Source organism: Streptomyces sp. NPDC002092 (assembly GCF_053593775.1).
This window is the reverse complement of the sequence record NZ_JBSFDG010000003.1, coordinates 350,863-370,203: the sequence shown is the minus strand read 5'-3', so window position 1 is coordinate 370,203 and position 19,341 is coordinate 350,863. Positions and strand designations below refer to the sequence as shown.

17 protein-coding genes and 1 pseudogene are annotated in these 19,341 nt (G+C 69.9%); 9 read left to right on the top strand and 9 right to left on the bottom strand.

What is annotated here, in order from left to right; genetic code table 11:
• Positions 1-22: 22 nt before the first annotated feature.
• Both ACWCRD_RS09150 and ACWCRD_RS09145 read left to right on the top strand, forming a co-directional pair.
• A complete protein-coding gene (locus ACWCRD_RS09150) occupies positions 23-547 on the top strand; it encodes an EF-hand domain-containing protein (RefSeq protein ID WP_450965280.1) in 525 nt (174 codons plus the stop codon).
• A 753-nt stretch (positions 548-1,300) separates the two neighbouring features.
• Positions 1,301-1,726: a hypothetical protein gene (locus ACWCRD_RS09145; RefSeq protein WP_450965279.1), complete on the top strand. Its 426-nt coding sequence runs from the start codon at positions 1,301-1,303 to the stop codon at positions 1,724-1,726.
• Positions 1,727-2,006: 280 nt separating this feature from the next.
• Here the strand turns inward: ACWCRD_RS09145 and ACWCRD_RS09140 are convergent, their stop codons facing one another.
• From ACWCRD_RS09140 to ACWCRD_RS09130, 3 genes are all read right to left on the bottom strand, one after another.
• Positions 2,007-2,867, bottom strand: coding sequence for a polysaccharide deacetylase family protein (locus ACWCRD_RS09140; RefSeq protein WP_450965278.1), 861 nt, complete (start codon positions 2,865-2,867; stop codon positions 2,007-2,009).
• A 150-nt stretch (positions 2,868-3,017) separates the two neighbouring features.
• Positions 3,018-3,803 (bottom strand): hypothetical protein, encoded by a 786-nt coding sequence (locus ACWCRD_RS09135; RefSeq protein ID WP_450965277.1) that lies wholly within the window; start codon positions 3,801-3,803, stop codon positions 3,018-3,020.
• A gap of 62 nt (positions 3,804-3,865) precedes the next feature.
• Complete coding sequence (locus tag ACWCRD_RS09130) at positions 3,866-4,690, bottom strand: hypothetical protein (RefSeq protein ID WP_450965276.1); 825 nt, start codon at positions 4,688-4,690, stop codon at positions 3,866-3,868.
• Positions 4,691-4,874: 184 nt separating this feature from the next.
• Between ACWCRD_RS09130 and ACWCRD_RS09125 the strand changes: the two genes are divergently transcribed.
• A complete protein-coding gene (locus tag ACWCRD_RS09125; RefSeq protein ID WP_450965275.1) occupies positions 4,875-6,281 on the top strand; it encodes an FtsW/RodA/SpoVE family cell cycle protein in 1,407 nt (468 codons plus the stop codon).
• Positions 6,282-6,553: 272 nt separating this feature from the next.
• Here ACWCRD_RS09125 and ACWCRD_RS09120 read toward each other — a convergent pair whose 3' ends face one another.
• Together ACWCRD_RS09120 and ACWCRD_RS09115 are read right to left on the bottom strand one after the other, a co-directional pair.
• On the bottom strand, positions 6,554-8,068 hold the full coding sequence (locus tag ACWCRD_RS09120; protein WP_450965274.1) for a ricin-type beta-trefoil lectin domain protein: 1,515 nt from the start codon (positions 8,066-8,068) through the stop codon (positions 6,554-6,556).
• A gap of 293 nt (positions 8,069-8,361) precedes the next feature.
• Positions 8,362-9,204: a serine hydrolase domain-containing protein gene (locus ACWCRD_RS09115; protein ID WP_450965273.1), complete on the bottom strand. Its 843-nt coding sequence runs from the start codon at positions 9,202-9,204 to the stop codon at positions 8,362-8,364.
• A 169-nt stretch (positions 9,205-9,373) separates the two neighbouring features.
• On the opposite strand from ACWCRD_RS09115, the gene ACWCRD_RS09110 reads away from it, so the two are divergent.
• The gene (locus ACWCRD_RS09110; protein ID WP_365834558.1) at positions 9,374-9,595 is read left to right on the top strand and encodes a hypothetical protein; all 222 of its coding nucleotides are present in this window, start codon (positions 9,374-9,376) and stop codon (positions 9,593-9,595) included.
• Positions 9,596-9,943: 348 nt separating this feature from the next.
• Here ACWCRD_RS09110 and ACWCRD_RS09105 read toward each other — a convergent pair whose 3' ends face one another.
• Complete coding sequence (locus ACWCRD_RS09105) at positions 9,944-10,255, bottom strand: hypothetical protein (protein WP_450965272.1); 312 nt, start codon at positions 10,253-10,255, stop codon at positions 9,944-9,946.
• Positions 10,256-10,513: 258 nt separating this feature from the next.
• Positions 10,514-10,675 carry a hypothetical protein gene (locus ACWCRD_RS09100; protein WP_450965271.1) on the bottom strand — a complete coding sequence of 54 codons (162 nt, stop codon included), beginning with the start codon at positions 10,673-10,675 and terminating at the stop codon, positions 10,514-10,516.
• Positions 10,676-10,840: 165 nt separating this feature from the next.
• Here ACWCRD_RS09100 and ACWCRD_RS09095 point away from each other — a divergent pair.
• Positions 10,841-11,628, top strand: a pseudogene (locus tag ACWCRD_RS09095) (LysR substrate-binding domain-containing protein); the annotation flags it as partial.
• 139 nt (positions 11,629-11,767) lie between these two features.
• Positions 11,768-14,719: a SpoIIE family protein phosphatase gene (locus ACWCRD_RS09090; RefSeq protein WP_450965270.1), complete on the top strand. Its 2,952-nt coding sequence runs from the start codon at positions 11,768-11,770 to the stop codon at positions 14,717-14,719.
• A gap of 18 nt (positions 14,720-14,737) precedes the next feature.
• Here ACWCRD_RS09090 and ACWCRD_RS09085 read toward each other — a convergent pair whose 3' ends face one another.
• Together ACWCRD_RS09085 and ACWCRD_RS09080 are read right to left on the bottom strand one after the other, a co-directional pair.
• Complete coding sequence (locus tag ACWCRD_RS09085) at positions 14,738-15,031, bottom strand: putative quinol monooxygenase (RefSeq protein WP_450965269.1); 294 nt, start codon at positions 15,029-15,031, stop codon at positions 14,738-14,740.
• 78 nt (positions 15,032-15,109) lie between these two features.
• Entirely contained in the window at positions 15,110-16,054 is a 945-nt protein-coding gene (locus ACWCRD_RS09080; protein ID WP_450965268.1) for a carbohydrate kinase family protein, read from the bottom strand.
• 241 nt (positions 16,055-16,295) lie between these two features.
• Between ACWCRD_RS09080 and ACWCRD_RS09075 the strand changes: the two genes are divergently transcribed.
• The 3 genes from ACWCRD_RS09075 (at position 16,296) to ACWCRD_RS09065 (ending at position 19,308) form a co-directional block, all read left to right on the top strand.
• On the top strand, positions 16,296-17,309 hold the full coding sequence (locus ACWCRD_RS09075) for a substrate-binding domain-containing protein (protein ID WP_450965267.1): 1,014 nt from the start codon (positions 16,296-16,298) through the stop codon (positions 17,307-17,309).
• Between the two features lie 152 nt (positions 17,310-17,461).
• Entirely contained in the window at positions 17,462-18,475 is a 1,014-nt protein-coding gene (locus ACWCRD_RS09070; protein ID WP_450965266.1) for an ABC transporter permease, read from the top strand.
• Positions 18,472-19,308: an ATP-binding cassette domain-containing protein gene (locus ACWCRD_RS09065; protein WP_450965265.1), complete on the top strand. Its 837-nt coding sequence runs from the start codon at positions 18,472-18,474 to the stop codon at positions 19,306-19,308. The genes ACWCRD_RS09070 and ACWCRD_RS09065 overlap by 4 nt, the downstream gene beginning before the upstream one ends.
• Positions 19,309-19,341: the final 33 nt, after the last annotated feature.

Below are 19,341 nucleotides of genomic sequence, written 5' to 3'. Positions count from 1 at the left end.
AACGAGCCGGAGGAGATCTTCAGTGGGCCGAACCACCGCCGCAGTCGCCACAGCCGCCACCGCTGCGAGGGGACGTATCTTCGCCATGATGGACGCGGACGGGGACGGGGTCATCTCGGCGCACGACTACCTCTCCCGGGTCGACCGAGCCGTCCAGGCCACCGGTCGCACGGAGGACGACCCGCTCGTCGTCGCCGCCCGCGGGCAAGCCCACAAGGCGTGGGGAGCGATGGACGCGAACGGCGACGGGAAGCTGACCCTCGCCGAATACGACGCATGGGTCGGTGCCGACAAGTTCGACAACATCTGCCGGTTCGCGCTCGGCTCACTGTTCGACCTCGCCGACGCCGACGGTGACGGCACCCTGGACAAGGCCGAATTCATCATCCTGCGCACTGCGCTGAACAATGCAACCGGAAACGCTGCCGCCGCGTTCGACGCACTGGACACCGACGGCGACGGCCGAGTCGGTCGGGACGCCTACCTGGCGGCGATCCGCGCCTACGTGATCGGCGACGCCTCGCTGATGGGCGAGGCCCTGTACTGAGCGCGGTAGCCCGCTGGTCTCTCTCCCGCACCTGGCAGCGCAGGAGTTCATCGATCTGCTGGTCGGTGCCGTCCCCCCGCCGAGCTGCGAAGTAGATACAGCGGCGGGCTACTGTCCACTCGTCGTTCTGCTCGGCCGGCACCACGCCGACGAGACGGATCAGGGCGGTCCGGCCGGGCAGAGCGGCCAGTACGTCCACGGCTTCGCCCATCTCGCGCAGGGCACTGCGGCGGGTCAGCGCGGGAGCAGCCCCGCAGTCCGTCTGAGACAAGATCACTGCGCTCCACGAAACCGGGGGGTTCTTTCCCCCACCTGGCGGGTGGGGCCCATCCGACCGGTGGGGGCGAACCGGCCGACTGCCGGATGGGTTCCCGATCGTCGGTCCCGGACACTTGGATCATGACAACGGAGAGCGGCCACGGCGACGGAGGGCGACGGGAAGTCTTCTTCATGATCGAAGCACCGGCGTACGGCGACGCGGCCGCATGACTGCATGCCGACTCTCGGATGCCTGCCGACGAGGCCACCGTCCGTTCTCGGATCTGCTGTGGCCGATGCGCCCGGGCGTCACCCCGTAAACGCCATCGAGGCCCAAGGTGAGGGACCTCCTCCCTCGCCGGTGCCGTCACCGTCACAGCTCCACCTCGAGAAGAACGCTGCTGCGCCGCCCGCGCGGACAGCGCGGACGCCGACCGCGATCGATGCCTGAAGCTGCCGGTCCACCACACCATCACGAGCAAGGGGAGATTTTCCATGACGTGCTTCTTCGACCCGGTCCACGGCCCCGGCGCCACGACCGTGGCCTGGTCACCCCAGTGGGGTGTGTCCCGCCCTGTGCAGGTGTGCGGCGCCTGCGCGCAGCGCGTGCAGACCACCCCGCCGCCCTACTACAGCCCGTACCAGCCGAGTTGTCCGCAGGCCGAATACGCGCAGGTACCGGGCTACCCTCAGCAGGGCTACCCGGTCCAGAACACGGGCCCCCTGCAACAGGGTTACCCGGCCCAGGACACGGGCCCGCAGCAGCAGGGCGGGCGCCGCTTCGGCGCCGGCGCGCTGATCGGCGCCGGTGCGGCCGGTCTGGTCGGCGGCGCACTCCTGAACGAGGCGATGAGCGGCGACAAACCGGAAGTGGTCGTGAACAACCACTATGAGGACGACGACTTCAGCGATTTCGAGTAAGGCGACCGAGGGGGCGTGAAGCTTCACACGGAGACCACGCCGCCTTCGGGACACCACGCCTTCGCCGGGGCCATTCCTGGACCAACCGCCTGCCAGAACATGCGAGGTTGTCCCCTGACGGGGGCCGGCCGGTCCCTGCCTCGGCCTTGCAGCCGTTTCCGGGCCCCTCGCACACAATCTCTGCTCCGGCAGGCGACGGCCTGCCGGGCCCACCGAGGCCCTTTCGTCCCAGGGGCGCAAGGGCCTTCGTACTCGCAACACCCATATGGCGCCCGATGGTTCAGCGGGCCGGCGGCTGGATGTAGTCCTCCAGTCGTGCGACGGCGAAGCCCTGCTTCTGGATGATCCTGAGCATGCTGGCGAACATCTGCGTCATCGTGCGGCCCTTGAGCTCGGAGGGCCCGCGGAAGTGGGCCAGGATGATGTCGCCGGCGCGCAACTTCTTGTCCGGGGTCTGGTACTGCATGTTGCGGATCTGCATCGATTCCCGCCACCACACGATCGCGCGGGGCCCGCACGCCCCGACCGCGGTCTTGGTGTTGGTGTTGTACGCGCCGTAGGGCGGCCGGAACAGCAGTGGAGCGGTGCCGTACTCCTTGGTGAGGATCTTCTGGTCTCCGCACACCTCCTCCCGTTGACGGGCCAGCGGGACGGAGCTCATGACGGGATGGTGCAGGGTGTGGTTCTGGATGTGATTGCCCAGCGCCTGCAGCGGTTTGAAGTACGCGTAGTCCGACTTGATCGCGTCGTTCATCAGGAACATCGTGATCGGGACCTTCAGGTCCCGCATCATCTTGATGAACTCGGGATCCTTCTCCTGGCCGTCGTCCACCGTGATGAAGACGACCTTCTGCGAGGTCGGTATGTGGGTGAAGACCGGAACGGCTCCGGTGGCCGAGAGCTTCACCGGCTTGTCGGCCGGCGGCCGCGGAGCGGTCCGCAGCGGTGTCAGGCCCCACCTGTGCCAGGCCGCGAGTTCGGCGCCCTGAGCAGCGCCGGCCGCGTTGCCGTTGGGTGCGGCGCCCTGCGCCGTGGGGGCGGAGTGACCGGTTCTGCTGCCGCCGCCCGCGCCGCAGCCGCTGACGGCGACGGCCACCGCGATCACCCCGGCCACCGACGTGTACAACCTGCCCCGGCTCATCCGCTGCACCATTCCTCGCTTCCGTGTGAAATGTGACGCTTTGCCAGAATGAAAGTAGGTTGATAATCAAGACCCACGATCACCCTGTTTGATGACGGATGCGGGGGCGGGGTTCCCGTCGGCCGTGAGACCCGGGCAAGGGGGCGCGGGTCACTTCAGGACGTTGACCGCGCGCGCGATGATCAGTGCCAGGGTCAGCAGGGAGATCGTGGACTGCACGGACATCAGCAGCTTCGCCCACCGGGACAGCGGCATGGTGTCGGTGGGGCTGAAGGCGGTGGCGTTGGTGAGGGCGACATAGAGGTAGTCCATGTACTGCGGCTCCCAGTCCGCGGGGGCGATGCCCTCCTGCTGCATCTGCGGGAAGAGGAAGTCCGGGTTCTGGTGCGTGCCGAGGGAGCGGGCCACCGGACCGCCTCGGTCCCACTCCCAGTACCAGAGGCTGAAGGCGATGACGTTGGTCAGCCAGATGCCGCCGCCGGTCATCAGCAGGGCGACCGCGTTGGAGCCTTCGGTGCCGTGCAGCAGGTCACGTACCAGGATGACGGCCGACCAGCCGTTGGCGAGGCTGACCGCGGCGGCCAGCAGCAGGCCCAGCGCGCGCAGCAGACGGGAGCTGTGCTCGATCCGCCGGTGTGGATGGGCCACCCACAGCGCCGCCATCATGACCAGCTCCAGTACGGGCAGGAGCCAGTGCGGGTGGATGGTGAGCCGTTCAGGCAGCGCCCACTGCACCCAGACGGCAACCAGCAGCGCCGCCATCACGGCCCAGCGCTGCTCGCCCCGGGTGCGCCGCCGCCAAGCTGGACGCTCGGACTCGGACGCCTGCTCCGCCGGAGCGAGCAGGCGCTCTATCCGTTCGAGGCGGACTTGCAGCAGCTCGGTCCAGTGCTCGGGGCCGGGGTGCTGCGGAGGCGGGGTGTCATGGGTGGTCACAGGCCTATCTTCGCCGGGTGTTTGCCTCATTGCGCAAGTCTGCAATCAATGGGATTCGTTCGTCATGCCGCGCCGGAGGCGAGCACGGCCAGGACTTCGCCGGCAGCCCCGGGAGGAGGGGTTCGGCTGGTCCAGCCCTTGTCCGAGGAGGAGCTGTTCCATTCACGGCCGTCGAAATCCACCGAAGTGATGTGCAGCGTGGCGGCATGGCAGACCAGCCACAGGGCCAGGGCCCAGCCCGCCGTGGTGTCGGTCGCCTGGTAAGCGACTTGGTTCGGGGCGGGGGCGGGCGGGTCGGTGGCGAGGTCGGTGCCGAACTCGCGCCGGACCTCCGCCGTGACGGCCGTGCCGCCGGTCCGGGCGGAGCCGGCTGTGCCCACGCTCCGCACCTCGCAGCTGAGCGAGGCGCCTTCGCGGCCGGACAGAGCGGCGGCCACAGTGGCGGCGTCCTGCTCGTGCCGGGCGTACGCCTCGGGGTAGCCACTGTGCTGGACCTTCTGTGCGGCGACGGTCACCGGCAGCTTCCGATAGTCGCGCACCTTGACGAGCGCGTCGTAGAACATCGCTGCGGAGTGGACGGGGTCGAGTACCTGCGCGGGGGTGCCCCAGCCCTGGGAGGGCCGCTGCTGGAAGAGCCCCATCGAGTCCCGGTCGCCGTAGCCGATGTTCCGGAGCTTGGATTCCTGCATCGCGGTGGCCAGAGCCACGGTGACGGCGCGTTCCGGCAGTCTGCGGGCGTCGGCCACGGCCGCGATGGTCGCGGCGTTGGCGGCCTGGTCCAGGTCGAGGGTCACGGCCGGCCCCTCGGTGCTCTGCGCGGTGCACTGCTCCACCAGCATCGAATGGATGTGGCGCGCTACGAGATAGCCGATGAGCACGAGAACCATCCCGAGCCCCACGACCACCGGCCACACCCGGCGCCGTCGCCGCCTCCTTGCAGGCCCGCTCAGTCCCACCGCCCCCTCGGGTTTACAGTTGCGCTGTTGCGCAACTGTATATCCTTCCAGTCGGAGCCCGTGCGGAGAGCCACCTCGGGCCCGGTCTGTTCACTGTCACCCCGGGGGGAGCCGCATGCGCGGTCGACGCGAGCCGGTCGTGCACTACGGCCGGTTCACCAGCCGTGATGTGGAACTGGCGCTGTTGCTGGGCGCCGTACTGATCTGCGGGTGCGGCTATGCCGAGACCACGCTCGCCACCGGGGGGAGCCTGTCGGCCGCCCTGCTGGGCCGGGTCGCGGTCCTGGCGATCCTGCCGCTGCTGTGCCATGTGGCCGTACGCCGCTTCGCCTGCCACGCCGACCCGTTGATCCTGCCGGTGGCCACTCTGCTCAGCGGGCTGGGCGCCGTCCTCATCCACCGCCTCGACATCGCCTACAAGGCCCGTTACGGCGCCGCCGCGGCAACGTCGGGACAGCTCATGTGGTGCGCCGTCGCGGCGGTGGGCCTGGCCGCGGTGGTGATCGCGCTGAAGGACCACCGCAGGCTCCAGCGCTACCCCTACCTCGCCATCACCCTCGGCCTGGTGCTGCTGATGGCACCCGCCTTCTACCCCGGTGACGTCTACGGCGCCAAACGCTGGATCTTCATCGGGCCGCTGTCCTTCCAGCCCGGCGAGTTCGTGAAGATCGTCATCGTGGTTTTCTTCGCCGGCTACCTCACCATGCGCCGAGACGCGCTGGCGCTGGCGGGACGCCGGTTCATGGGGCTCTACCTCCCGCGCGGACGGCAGCTCGGCCCCATCGCGGCCGTATGGCTCCTCAGCCTGCTCGTCCTGATCTTCGAACGCGACCTGGGCACGTCGCTGATCTTCTTCGGCATCTTCGTGATCATGTTGTACATCGCCAGCGAACGCACCAGCTGGGTGGTGTTCGGCGTCGCGATGTTCGCCGTCGGCGCGTTCGTCGTCGGCTCCTTCGAACCGCATGTCCACGGCCGCGTGGTCGCCTGGCTGCACCCGATGGACATCTACCTGCCACCTGCCCAGCGCCCGGCCGGACTCGTCTCCGACCAGGCCGCCCAGGCCCTCTTCAGCTTCGGCTCCGGCGGCATCCTCGGCAGCGGACTGGGCCAGGGACATCCGGAACTCATCGGCTTCGCCGGACGCAGCGACTTCATCCTCACCACCGTCGGCGAGGAACTCGGCCTGGTGGGCGTCACGCTCGTGCTGCTCCTCTACGCGGTCCTCGCCGAGCGGGGCCTGCGCACCGCCATCACCGTGACCGACCCGTTCGGCAAGCTTCTCGCCGCCGGCCTGGCGACCTCGCTCGTCCTGCAGGTCTTCGTCGTCACCGGTGGCGTCACCGGCCTCATCCCCCTCACCGGCAAGGCCCTGCCCTTCCTCGCCCAGGGCGGATCCGCCATGGTCGCCAACTGGCTGCTGGTCGCCCTTCTCATCAAGGTCAGCGACACCGCCCGGCGACCCCCACCCCAGCCCGCCACAGATCTGAGCGCCGCCGAGACACAGATCGTGCGGCCGTGACGGGGCAACGCACAAAGAGCCGCGAGCATGCGAGCGAGCGGGAAACGACGGCGCGACCTCTTCGCCCGGGCAGTACCGCTCGGTGTGGTCGCAGCCGGCGTCACCGTAGTGATCATGATCAGCACCCGGCAGGAATCCGGTGTGCAGGTCACCGGGCGGGTTCGCGTGCCCCCGCCCTCGGCCCCCGCCCCGGGCGGCATGGCCACCACCAGGGGCCGGGGCCTCGCACTGCCCGGGGGCTTCACCGGGCCCCCGGGGCCGCTTCTTCCGCGTTACTGCCGGGTCCACTTCTGGTTGGTGCCGCCGTTGCAGGTCCACAGCTCTACGAGGGCGCCGTTCGCGGTGGAGCCTCCGGTGACGTCCAGGCACAGCCCGGACTGGACGCTGGTGACGGTGCCGTCGCCGTTGAGGTTCCACTGCTGGTTGGTGCCGCCGGTGCAGTCCCAGAGGACGACCTTGGTACCCGGGGAGGTCCCGTAGCCGTCGGCGTCCAGGCACTTGTTCCCGTAGACCCGCAGCTCCTTGGCGGAGGTGGGGGTCCACTGCTGGTTGGTGCCGCCGTTGCAGTCCCAGATCTCGGTCTGCACACCGTTGGTGGTGCTCGCGCCGGGCACGTCGAGGCAGCGGTTGGAGCCGGCGCCGCGCAGTGCGTTGCCGCTGCCGCTGCCGCCTCCGGGGTTGGTGCCGGTGCCCCAGCCCCACTGGAGCCGGTCGAGACCGGACCGGTTGGTGACGGTCAGGGACAGGTTGGTGCCGGTGCCGTTCAGGGAGGTGATGGCGCAGGAGGCGTTGTCGCAGGGCCCGGGGCCCTGGGTCTGGGCGGCTTCCTTGACGCCGGTCCACAGGACGGAACCGATGCCGAGGCTGCGTACGGTGTCGGTGATGGCGTAGAAGTAGGAGTTGTTGTTGATGCCGTCCTTGGGGCCGTTGTAGTCGACCCCGGTGTTCATCGGGACGCCGAACTCGGTCACTACGGCGCGGTCGGCATAGCCGCACAGGTTGTTGGTGAACTCCTTGACCCAGTCGGCCTCGGTGGTGTGGGAGACGCCGAACATGCTGTAGGTGTGGATGGACAGCAGGGTGCCGGACAGCCGGGAGTCGGCGCCGAGGTTGCACAGGCTCGCGTCGCCCCACAGACCGGGCACGATCACGTGGTCACGGGGGATGCCGGGGTAGTGCGAGAGCCAGCCGGCCTCGAAGTCGGCCAGGTCGGTGGCGTTGTAATTCCAGGGCTCGTTCATGATGTCGAAGTAGAAGTTGCTCTTCGCGCCGTACTTGTTGATCATCGTGTCCCACATCGCGTAGAACGACGCGGTGTCACTGACCTTTCCGTTCTGCAGCCACGGCGCGACGATGACCTTCATGCCCAGCGCGGTGGCGGCGTCCAGCGCCGCGGTGTAGCTGCCCCACCAGGCTCCCGACGTGGTCGCCGCGTTGAATCCCATGCGGACGGTGTTGGCCCCCAGGCTCTGGAAGCCCTTGAGGATGGCCGTGGACTTCGCGTACGTGGTGGCGTAGTCGTCCGACGTCGACAGGCCGACGGGGATGTTCGGGCCGGTGATGAAGTTGTCGTTGGGGTCCGCCCAGTTCACGCCGTGGAACTGGCTGGTGGCCGCAGCCGCCGGGGCGGCCTGCGCCTGCGTGGCGGCCTGGGCGGTGCCGCCGCCCAGCAGTCCCAGCAGCGCCAGGGCCGAGGCCGCCGCGCCGGCGATAAGGCGCCGGCCGGTCTGGAGGCGGCTGCGCCCGGCGCCCGGCCGTCTCAGTAAGCGCGTCGTCGCGATGTTCACGAGGTCTCCTCACGAGGCCGTGTTTATTTGTGTTCGATTCCATTCCATTGCGATGCGACTCCCATCGATGACAGCCCGCATCGCGGCTCGATACATGGGATGAATATGGCGGGGTGGGCCTGCATAGCCTCTAGAGCGCGGCCCGGCGCCCGGCTTGCCAGGACCGGGAAAGAGCTTGCCCGCATCCCACAAGGCGGTCAAGACTCAGTACCCACATTCGTCGCGAAGACATGGGATGAACCAACAGCCCGTTTGTCGCGTTTGATTGTGCGACATCTTGTGGACTTGGACCCTCACGTCTGGGGGGACGCCCCATCGAGGAAACGTCTGAATGTCTTCACGGCCAGCCGGTCCGTCGTCGCGCTCCGGCCGGACAGGCGGTGGACGAGGATCCAGCCCTGGGGTGCGGCGCCCGCGAAGACAGAGGCGCTGCCCGTTGCGCCGTTGTGCCACAGGAGGTGTCCTGCCTTCTGCCAGGCCGGGGCAGGTTCGCCGAGCCTGCGGTCGACGAGCAGACCGGTGACGAGGCGGGCGGTGGCTTCGGGAGTGGCCCACAGGCCGCCGGCGGGCAGGATCGCGCCGGTCATGGTCCAGGGCCGCTGCGGTCGTCCGAGGAGCCCCCGACGGCACAGCCGTCTGCCGGACGGCGGCTCGGCGGTGACGTCGGTGACGCCGAGGGGGCCGAGGACATGCCGGTGCAGGAGCTCCTCGTACGGGGTGCGGGTGGCCGCGACCAGGGCGGCGCCCAGCAGGGCGTATCCGAGGTTCGAGTACTCCTCCGTGGTGCCCGCGGGCGCCGTGACCAGGGTGTCCAACTGCCGTACGACCGCATCCAGGGCTTGGGCGTCGAAGGCCGCGTAGGGGTCGCGGCCGCCGATTCCAGGGGGCAGCCGTGGCAGGCCCGAGGTGTGCTCGGCGAGGTGGCGCAGGGTGATTCCGGTGCCCTCGGGCGCGGGCAGGAAGGACTCCAGCGGGTCGTCGAGACTCAGGGCACCGCGGCCGGCCAGGGCGGTCAGGACGGTTGCGGTGAGCGGTTTGGTCAACGACCCGATCTGCACGTACAGGTCCAGGCTGTGGCCGTTGCGCAGGCGGGGCGGCTCGAAGCTGCTGAGTACGCAGGTGGGAACTCGGATCATGTCGGACTTCCGTCGTGCGTTCGGGGCAGCGCGCATGCCACCGTACCCGCCGGCATGCAGTGCGGGCAGGGGTTTGTCCGGCGATGGACGAGCGTGGTGCGGAGGTCTGCGTTATGGATCTGTGCCGACGGCCACAGCGTTCGGGAGGGACATGGGTTCATACTGAGCCATGACCAAGCCCGCGGCATCGAAGCGCCATCTGCCCACCAGCCCCTTCAAGGCCCCGGTCGCACCGGCCCCCAAGCACTTCGCGATGGGCGACCAAGTGACCCACGATGTGTACGGCCTCGGCCGGGTGATCGGCGTTGAGGACGGGATCGCGGCGCTCGTCGATTTCGGCTCGACGCAGATGCGGATCTTGAGCCCGTACGCCAAGATGACCAAGCTGTAGCGCCGTCGTGCCCGGCCACGGCACGCCAGGACCCATCAGGGACCTGTAACGAAAGGCAGACCTGTCATCGACTCGACGTCGCTGTTCTCCGCCCCGCTGGAAGGGCAATCCCGCCGTTCCACGGCATCGTCGCCGCCTCCGACGACGACACCCTTCCAGGCCCCGGACTTCGGAGAGGACGAGACCTTCTGGCCCGAGGACGCGCAGGAGCCCGTCCCGGGCACCCGTGCGGCGCGATCCGAGGCTGCCTGAGAAAAGCCGGGTCAAGGGCTGTATGAGCATGAGGAAGGCCCTCCGTGAGATCACGGAGGGCCTTCCTCATGTGTGCCCGGGTGGGCTACTTGCGGGCTACTTGCCGAAACTGACGGTGTTGTTGCAGCCCAGGCTCGAGCCGACGTTGGTGTTCTGCGTGTCGGGTTTGCCGTCCGGGCCGAACGCGGCGGTCTCGCCCTGTACGTCGCTGTTGTCTTCGGTCACCGTGCAGGTGGTGCTCTGGTTGACACGGATCGTCTGGCTTTCGTGGCCGTGGTGCTCGCGCGAGTGACCCTGTCCGTGTTTGCTCCCGTGCCCGTCCCCGTGGGCGTAAGCGGTGCCGGCGCCGAGGAAGCCGACGGTGCCGAGGAGGACTGCCACGACAACGGTCTTGCGAGGCTTGCGCATTTCTTCTCCGGGTGTTGAAACGGACGCGAACGAGATCCGCCACGTCTTAAGGTGACTGGAGGTTAATGCGCAAATTTCCTATATCTGCTCGTCGGCACGCCGGATCGTCCGATCAACGAGCGCGGGCGACGGGCCGGCTCCCGGCCCAAGTCCCCTGTGCGGACAAGGCATCGCGAGGATGAAGCGGACGTAGGCACTCCGCGCGGAAACCACCCGTGCGGCGGTGCCGCGAGCGTGAGGCGGCTTGAGCCGTTTCGGCTACTGGCCGGGCGCTACGGCGACCGCCAGGTCCTCCGCGCTGATCCAGGTCCGGCCGTCGGCGCCGATGAGGAGGGTGTCGGTGCCGCGGCGGTAGCGGCCGGTGCGTACGCCCGGTTCGAGCAGGGCCGGTGGGCTCAGGCAGACGTGACTGGCATGCATGTGGGACTGACAGGTGCGCAGTTGGGCGATCCCGGGGTGGCGACGGCCCTGGTCTCCGCAGGCACGTACGTCTCGTTGTCGGCGACGAGCAGGCTGCGGTCCTCGGGGCTGCGCAGGCTCCGGCGCCGCCGATCACAAGGACGCGGATGCCGAGGAGTGCGGTGACACCGGATCGCCGGGCTGGAACGGGAGTTGGGGGTCAAGCTGTCGGCCCGGTCCAGCCGCCGGGTGGAACTGACGCCTGCGGGGGCGGCGTTCGTCGCCGGTGCGCGGGAGTGTCTGGCCACCGCCGACCGGGCGGCCGCCGATGCCGCCGCCGCGACCGGTGTGGCGCCCGGCCGGCTCGCCGTCGGCGTGACCGTGACGACGGCCGCCGTCGACGTACCCGAGTTGCCGCAGCGGTACCGCGCCCGGCATCCGGACGTGCGCGTCGCTCTGCGCTCCGGACGCAGCGACGACCTGGCCGCGGCGGTCCGCAGCGGTGATCTGGACATCGCCTTCCTGGGGGTGCCGGAGAGCGAACCGCCTCTCGGGGTGGAGGCGGTGGTTCTCGGTCACGACGAGCATGTGCTGGTGGTGGCGGCCGGGCACCGGCTGGCGGGCGCTGCCCCGGTCACGCTGCGGGGGTCGCCGAGGAGACGTTCGCGGACTTCGTGGGCGGGACGCCCGCCCGGGCCCAGTCCGATCAGGCGTTCGCGGCCGCGGGCCTGGTGCGCGATGTCGCGTACGAGGCCGGTGTCGTGGAGCTGATCACCGGGCTGATCGCGCGCGGGCTCGGTATCGCGCTGCTGCCGTCGGCGTTCATCCGGCCGCGGGCCGCCGACGATCCCGGACTGGCGCTGGTCCCGGTGGTCGGCGGACCCAGTCGGACCGAGTTTCTGGTGTGGAACCGGTTCAACCCCAGTCCGGCGACCCGGGCGATGCTCGGCGTCCTGGAGGTGCCGTCGACGGCCTCCTGCCCCCCGTGTACTGGGCGGCTACGGTCGGTAAGGTTCGGCGATCAGCTGCCAAAACCTCCCCAAGGACGATTAAATCGCCTAAATTGCTCGGATCAGGTGGATCCCCGAGCGGGAGCGGAGGCGACAGTCGCGCGTGGTGAATGCCAGAGGCGCCGTGCGGCCCTTGGAGCGGCAGCAGATGCGGATGCGGCTGCTCGACGCCGTGGACGAGGACCGGCGCGATGTCGAGGTGCTGCTGACCGCGCTGCAGCAGGCGGTGGCCGAGGTGCACGGCCTGGGCGGCATGGTGCATCTGCCGGGCGGCGGAATGAGCGGCGTTCTCTACCTGGTCGCCGACAGTGGGCTGCCGGAGTCGATGACCCGGCCCTGGCTGATCATCCGGGCCCGGGGCAAGGCGCCGCCCAGCAGGGCAGCCCGCGGTGACACCGTCGCCTGGCAGCCGGACCTGGCCCCGCCCGATCCGGTGCCCGGCCGGGACCCCGCCGCGCTGTGGCCTTCCGCGCTTCCCGTGGGCATCGGGCACCTGGCCGTCCCCGTTCCGGGTGGCGGCGGCAGGCGCGGTGCGCTCTCCGTGCTCTTCGCTCCGGGCACCGAGCCCGGCCCGGCGGAGCATGCGTTTCTGAGCGAGGTGGCGGCCTGGATGTCCGGGAGGCTCAGGTCGTCCGGGATCCTCAATCCGTCCTGCGCCCTGCTGCGGGCCCTGCAGCACGGGCCTGGGCCGCGGGATGCCCCGGCGCAGGAGGTGGAAGGGGCGCCGGCCCTCACGTACACCTGGGACCTGCGCACCGGCGAGCTGACCGCCGGCGGGCCCGTCGACGAGGTGCTGCCCGGCATCGATCCGCAGATCATGACCGGCGGTATCGAGGCATGGGCGGCGCTGATCCACCCGGACGACCTGCCGGCGGCGGTGGCCGGCTTCGACACGGGGATCCAGGAGCGCGGCGGCTTCCAGCACGAGTACCGGATCCGGTGCCAGGACGGCACGTACGTCTGGATCGAGGCCCGGGCCCGGACGATCACGGACGCGGCGGGGGCGCCGGTGAAGGTGATCGGCACCATCCGGGACAGCAGTGAGACGCACACGGCCGCCGAGTCGGTGGGGCGGGCGCTGCGGCACATGAGCGACGGCTTCGTCTCCCTGGACACGGACTGGCGCGTCGAGTTCCTGAACCAGGCCGCCGAGCGGCTCTTCGGGCCTGCGGGAGAGGTGGCCGGGGCGCTGCTCCGGGACGTTCCCGCGGTGCGTGCCGTGCCGGGGCTCGAGCAGCGGTGCCGGGCCATCGCGGCCGAGGGCCGGCCGGCCGGCTTCGACGTGCCGTGGCCGGACGGGACGTCCTGGTACCACCTGCGGCTGGTGCCGGTGCCGGAAGGCCTCACCCTCTACATCACCGACACCACCGAGCGGCATCTGCGGGAGGTCGAGCGGGCCGCCGCGGAACGCGCGGCGGCGGAACGTGCGGCCCTGGTGCAGCGGATCACGCGGGAGCTGGCCGAGGCCGTCACCGCCCAGGATGTGATGGCGGCGGTGGCCGACGGTGTGATGACCCCGCTCGGCGCCACCGGACTGATCATGCTCGGCGTGGTCGACGACCGGCTGACCGTGGTCGGCTCCCGGGGGTACCCGCAGCACTTCACCCGGGCGCTGGAAGGCCAGTGGACGGTACGGGACCCCACGAACCCGGTGGGCGACGCCCTGCGCACCCGCACCCCCCTGCACCTCGCCTCCCCGGAGGAGTTCCGAAAACGCTATCCGGGGGCCGAGGCCCTGATCCGGGAGGGCGGCGAGCAGGCGTGGGCGTTTCTGCCGCTGGCCGTGTCGGGACGCGGGATCGGCGCGGCGGTGGTCTGCTTCGACCGGCCGCGGGCGCTGGACGACGACGAACGGACGCTGCTGACCGCCCTCAGCGGACTGATCGCGCAGGCCCTGGAGCGGGCGGGGCTCTATGACGAGGCGACGACCCGGGCCCGTACCCTCCAGCGCAGCCTGCTGCCGCAGGCACTGCCCGAACTGCCCGAGGTGACGGTGGCCGCGCGCTACCAGCCGGCCAAGCAGGGGGCCGACGTCGGCGGCGACTGGTACGACGTGATCCCGCTCTCCGCGGCCCGGGTGGCGCTCGTGATCGGCGACGTCATGGGCCACGGCATGGCCGAGGCCGCCATCATGGGCGGGCTGCGCACAGCCGTCCGCACCCTCTCGGAGCTGGAACTGCCGCCCGACGAGATCCTCGGCCATCTCAACGACATCGTCGGTGAACCGGGCACCGATTCCTTCGCCACCTGCCTGTACGGCATCTACGACCCGGTGACCCGGCAGCTGTCGTACGCCAGCGCCGGTCAGCCGCCCCCGGCGGTGGCCCGGCCCGACGGCACCGTGACCTTCCTGCCCATGACCCCGGATCCGCCGCTGGGTGTGGCCACTCCCCCGTTCGAGACCCTGGAGACCGAGCTGCCCGCCGAGAGCCTGCTCGCCCTCTACAGCGACGGGCTGGTGGAGAGCAAGGACAGGGATGTCACCACCGGCATGAACCGCCTCGCCGAACTGCTCTTCGAGTCCGCGAAAGCCGGACCGGGCGCACCCGGGGACGGGTTGGACGGCCTCTGCGCCGCCATCACCTCCGCTCTGCTGCCCGCCCACCGCGCGCTGACCGACGACGCCGCGCTGCTGCTGGCCCGCACCCACCCGCTGGCCACGGAGAACGTCGCCGAGTGGCCGTTGCCGGAGGACCCGATGGCGGCGGGCCAGGCCCGTGAGCTGGTCCGCGCTCAGCTCGCCGACTGGGACCTGGCCGACGAGGACCTGGTCATGACCACCGAGCTGCTGGTCAGCGAGCTGGTCGGGAACGTGATCCGGCACGCCGTCGGCCCCATCCGGCTGCGCATGCTCCGCAGCCGCGCACTGATCTGCGAGGTCTCCGACGCCAGCCTGACCACACCGCACATCCGCCACACCTCCGCCACCGACGAGGACGGCCGCGGTCTGCAGCTCATCTCCGCCCTCTGCCGGCGCTGGGGCACCCGCCACACCCGTACCGGCAAGTCCATCTGGACCGAACAGGCCCTGCCCGCCGGTGCGGTTGACGTCTGACCTCGCGAACGGGTCCGGTCAGGTCAGCGGGTCGAGGAACGTCAGTACGGAGGCGTCCTCCTCGATCAGCGGGGCGAGAGCGGCGTTGAAGGGAGCGCCGTACGGCTGCTTCAGATGCGCCTGGAAGGCGTCCTCGTCGCGGTACACCTCGAAGATCCAGAAGGCGCGCGGGCTTGCTGCCTTGGTGTAGGCGTCGAAGGCGAGGTTGCCCTCCTCCTCGCGGACCTTCTCGGCGTACTCCCGCAGCATGCGGGCGACTTCGTCCTCCGTTCCCTCGCGGGCGGTGAACTCGGCGAACAGGGTCTTGGTCACAGCGGTCCCTCTCCTTGCGTTGTCGGGAAATGTCCGTTGTCGGCGAATGTCCGTTGTCGGGGAATGTCCGGTGGGTGATCAGGGTTGCGCCAGCTCGCTCTGCCACGGCGGGTTGGGTCCGGCGACCGCGCAGGTCAGGGCCGCGACCCGGGTGGCGAACGCACAGGCTTCGGCGACGGCGGCGAGGTCCAGCTCCTTGAGCCGGCCACCGAGGAATCCGCGGGCGCCGAGGTGGTGCAGCAGGCCGGCCGTGAAGGAGTCGCCCGCCCCGACCGTGTCGACCACCTGGGTGGCGACGGCGGGGACCTGGATCCGTTCGCCGTCGAGGGAGGCCAGGGCTCCTTCGGCACCGCGGGTGATCACGACGAGCCGCGCTCCGGCGGTGTGCCAGACGTCGCAGGCCTTCTCGGGAGGCGTGTCCGGAAGGAGAAGTGCCAGGTCGTCCTCGCTCAGCCGCAGTACGTCGGCGAGGCCGCACCAGCGCTCCAGCCGGGAGCGGTAGACCTCGGGACGGACCAGCAGCGGCCGTACGTTGGGGTCGATGCTGATGGTGGTGCGGGGCGCGGCGGCCGCCAGGAAGTCCTCCACCACGGCGGCGCCGGGCTCGCGTACCAGCGCGAGGGAACCGGTGTGCAGACAGGCCGTTTCGGCCAGGTCCACCGCTGCCAGTTCCGCTGGGGTCCACTGCCAGTCGGCCGTGTTCTGGGCGTGGAAGGAGAACGCGGCCTGTCCCTGGGGGTCCAGTTCCGCGACCGCCAGCGTGCTGGGTTCGGCGGCCGCGACGGCGTGGGACAGGTCCACTCCGGAGGCCTCCAGGCGTGCCCGGAAGAGCCGGCCGAACACGTCGCCGGAGAGCCGGGCGAGGAAGCGGGCCGGGGTGCCCAGTCGGGCCAGCGCCACGGCCGTGTTCGCAGGTCCGCCGCCGGGCAGCACCCGCAGGGCGAGCTCGTGCGGGGCGCTCGCCGGTTCGGTGAAGGCGTCCGCGACGCACTCTCCCAGGACGGTGATCTGACGCGGGCTCATGGGCTGGCCTTCTTTCCGGCTGCTTTCCGGCTGAATTCCTGCTGCGTTCCGGCTGCGGACCCGCAGCGGGGAGGAGACGTTGCCGATTTGTGACGAGTGCAAGGCATTGACGTTGCCGCGAACGGGAGTCCATCATCCTCGCCAGGCGGTGTCAACGATGACATAAGTCAACGATGACACCGCGGGCAGTCCGCTCCGATCAGACCGCCGCTCGCCGTCCCGCATCCCGCAGGAGTCGTTCATGTCTCGCACCACTCGTCTGTCCCCCTCCCTCCTCAGGGCCGCCGCGGTCACGGGCGTCGCGGCCCTCGCTCTCACCGCCTGCGGATCCGGCTCCAAGGGCTCCGCGAGCGCCGGCTCGGGCAGCATCAAGGTCGGTCTGATCACCAAGACCGACACCAACCCGTTCTTCGTGAAGATGAAGGAAGGCGCGGAGAAGGCCGCCAAGGCCGACGGCGCCCAACTGATGACCGCCGCGGGCAAGTTCGACGGTGACAACGCCGGACAGGTCACCGCCATCGAGAACATGGTCGCCGCCGGCGTGAAGGGCATCCTGATCACCCCGAGCGACTCCAAGGCGATCGTGCCCGCGGTCCAGAAGGCCCGCGCCAAGGGTGTCCTGGTCATCGCCCTGGACACCCCGACCGAGCCGCAGAGCGCGGTCGACGCCCTCTTCGCCACCAACAACCTCAACGCCGGCAAGCTCATCGGCCAGTACGCGAAGGCCGCCATGAAGGGCAAGACGGCGAAGATAGCCACCCTCGACCTCGCGCCGGGCGTCTCCGTCGGCGTCCTGCGTCACAACGGTTTCCTGCAGGGCTTCGGCGCCACCGACAAGGACGTCGCCTGTGCCCAGGACACCGGCGGCGACCAGGCCAAGGGCCAGACCGCCATGGAGAACTGCCTCCAGAAGAACCCGGACATCAACCTCGTCTACACGATCAACGAGCCGGCCGCGCTGGGTGCATACACCGCGCTGAAGGCCAAGGGCCGTGAGAAGGACGTCCTGATCGTCTCCGTCGACGGCGGCTGCACCGGCACCCAGGCGGTCAAGGACGGCAAGATCGCCGCGACCTCGCAGCAGTACCCGCTGAAGATGGCCGCGGAGGGCGTGAAGGCGGTCGTCTCCTACGCCAAGAACGGCAAGAAGGCGTCCGGTTACACCGACACCGGCGTCAACCTGATCACCGACAAGGCGCAGGCCGGCGTCACGTCCAAGGACACCGCGTTCGGCCTGCAGAACTGCTGGGGCTGAGCCGCCCCCAGGCCCGCGACACCTTCCCTTCCCCCTCGCGGGGCGGCCGGCTCCTCCTCCCCGCCCGGGACGGCCGCCCCCTCGTCCTCCAGTCCTCCTGCCAGGAACGTGCCGGGCGGACAAGGACTTCTGTCTTCCGACAAGGACTTCGCATGACTGCCACGACCACGCCCCCGGGCACGTCCTCGCCGTATGCCGACCTCAAAGCGCCGACCACGCTCCGCAGACTGCTCACGGCGCCGACCACCGGTCCCCTGGTCGCGCTGCTCCTGGCCTGCGCCTTCTTCTCGATCTCGACCGACCAGTTCCTCACCGGCGGCAACTTCTCGCTGATCGTGCAGCAGGTCATGGTCGTGGGCACCCTCGCCATCGGCCAGACCCTGATCATCCTCACCGCGGGCATCGACCTGTCGTGCGGTGCGGTGATGGCCTTCGGCAGCATCATGATCGCCAAGATGGCCGCCAACGGCACCCTGCCCCCGCTCGTCGCCATCGCGCTCGGCATCGCCGTATGCGCCGGATTCGGCCTGCTCAACGGGCTGTTGGTGCAGAAGATCCCGCTGCCGCCGTTCATCGTCACGCTCGGCATGCTCAACGTGGCGTTCGCGCTGACCCACATCTACTCCAACGAGCAGACCATCACCAGCCTGCCCGGCTCGCTGACGGCTCTCGGCGAGACCTTCCCCCTCGGCCACACCGACATCACGTACGGCTCCCTGGTCACCATCGCCCTGTTCCTGCTGCTCGCCTACGCGCTGAGCAACACCAGCTGGGGCCGGCACGTCTACGCTTTGGGCAACAGCCAGGAAGCCGCACGCCTGAACGGCATCCGCACCTCCCGCCTGACCATCGGCATCTACGCGGTCGCGGGTCTGCTCTACGGCATCGCCGCCCTGCTGCTCATCTCCCGCACCGGAGTCGGCGACCCGCAGGCCGGGCAGACCGACAACCTCGACAGCATCACCGCGGTGGTGCTCGGCGGCACCAGCCTCTTCGGCGGACGCGGTTCGGTCCTGGGCACCTTCATCGGCGTGCTCATCGTCGGTGTGTTCCGCAACGGCCTGCAGCTGATGGGCGTCGCCTCCATCTACCAGACCCTGATCACCGGTGTGCTGGTGATCCTCGCGGTGACCGTCGACCAGATCTCCCGGAAGAAGGCCCGATGACCGCCACCTCCTCCCCCACGCCCGTGCTGCAGGCCCGCGGTCTGGTCAAGCGCTACGGCCAAGTCACCGCCATCGACGGCGCGGACTTCGACCTGCTGCCCGGCGAGGTGCTCGCCGTCATCGGCGACAACGGCGCCGGCAAGACCAGCCTGATCAAGGCGCTCACCGGCGCGCTGGTCCCCGACGCGGGCGAGATACGCCTCAACGGAAAGCCCATCACCTTCTCCGGTCCGCAGAGCGCACGCGCCCACGGCATCGAGACCGTCTACCAGGACCTCGCCGTGGCCGCCTCCATGGACATCGCCTCGAACATGTTCCTCGGGCGCGAGCTGCGCCGTCCCGGTGTCCTCGGCAGTGTCTTCCGCATGCTCGACAAGAAGCGCATGCGCGAGGAGGCCTCCGAGCACATGGCCGACCTGAAGATCGGCCTGCGCTCGCTCACGCAGTCGGTGGAGACCCTCTCCGGCGGACAGCGGCAGGCTGTCGCGGTCGCCCGGTCCGTCGCCTGGGCCGGCAGCGTCGTCGTCATGGACGAACCGACCGCCGCCCTCGGCGTCAAGGAGTCGGGGCAGGTCCTGGACCTGATCCGGCGCGTCCGCGACAAGGGCCTGCCGGTGGTGCTGATCAGCCACAACATGCCGCATGTCTTCGAGATCGCCGACCGGATCCACGTACACCGGCTGGGCAAGCGGGCCGCGGTGATCAAGCCGTCCGACTACTCCATGGCGGAGGTCGTCGCCATCATGACCGGCGCGCTCACCGTCGATGCGGCCGGAGGTACCGTCGTAGCGGATTCCGAGGCCGCGAAGGCAGCCGGAGTTCAGGCCAACTGACCACACGACCCAGCTCCCGCATGTTCCGGCCGA

What these genes read in the sequence shown, in the direction of transcription:
- ACWCRD_RS09145 (WP_450965279.1), top strand. Translation starts at nt 1,301, where the DNA reads ATGACGTGCTTCTTCGACCCGGTCCACGGCCCCGGCGCCACGACCGTG.
- ACWCRD_RS09140 (WP_450965278.1), bottom strand. Translation starts at nt 2,867, where the DNA reads ATGAGCCGGGGCAGGTTGTACACGTCGGTGGCCGGGGTGATCGCGGTG.
- ACWCRD_RS09130 (WP_450965276.1), bottom strand. Translation starts at nt 4,690, where the DNA reads ATGGTTCTCGTGCTCATCGGCTATCTCGTAGCGCGCCACATCCATTCG.
- ACWCRD_RS09125 (WP_450965275.1), top strand. Translation starts at nt 4,875, where the DNA reads ATGCGCGGTCGACGCGAGCCGGTCGTGCACTACGGCCGGTTCACCAGC.
- ACWCRD_RS09115 (WP_450965273.1), bottom strand. Translation starts at nt 9,204, where the DNA reads ATGATCCGAGTTCCCACCTGCGTACTCAGCAGCTTCGAGCCGCCCCGC.
- ACWCRD_RS09110 (WP_365834558.1), top strand. Translation starts at nt 9,374, where the DNA reads ATGACCAAGCCCGCGGCATCGAAGCGCCATCTGCCCACCAGCCCCTTC.
- ACWCRD_RS09105 (WP_450965272.1), bottom strand. Translation starts at nt 10,255, where the DNA reads ATGCGCAAGCCTCGCAAGACCGTTGTCGTGGCAGTCCTCCTCGGCACC.
- ACWCRD_RS09100 (WP_450965271.1), bottom strand. Translation starts at nt 10,675, where the DNA reads ATGCATGCCAGTCACGTCTGCCTGAGCCCACCGGCCCTGCTCGAACCG.
- ACWCRD_RS09080 (WP_450965268.1), bottom strand. Translation starts at nt 16,054, where the DNA reads ATGAGCCCGCGTCAGATCACCGTCCTGGGAGAGTGCGTCGCGGACGCC.
- ACWCRD_RS09075 (WP_450965267.1), top strand. Translation starts at nt 16,296, where the DNA reads ATGTCTCGCACCACTCGTCTGTCCCCCTCCCTCCTCAGGGCCGCCGCG.
- ACWCRD_RS09070 (WP_450965266.1), top strand. Translation starts at nt 17,462, where the DNA reads ATGACTGCCACGACCACGCCCCCGGGCACGTCCTCGCCGTATGCCGAC.
- ACWCRD_RS09065 (WP_450965265.1), top strand. Translation starts at nt 18,472, where the DNA reads ATGACCGCCACCTCCTCCCCCACGCCCGTGCTGCAGGCCCGCGGTCTG.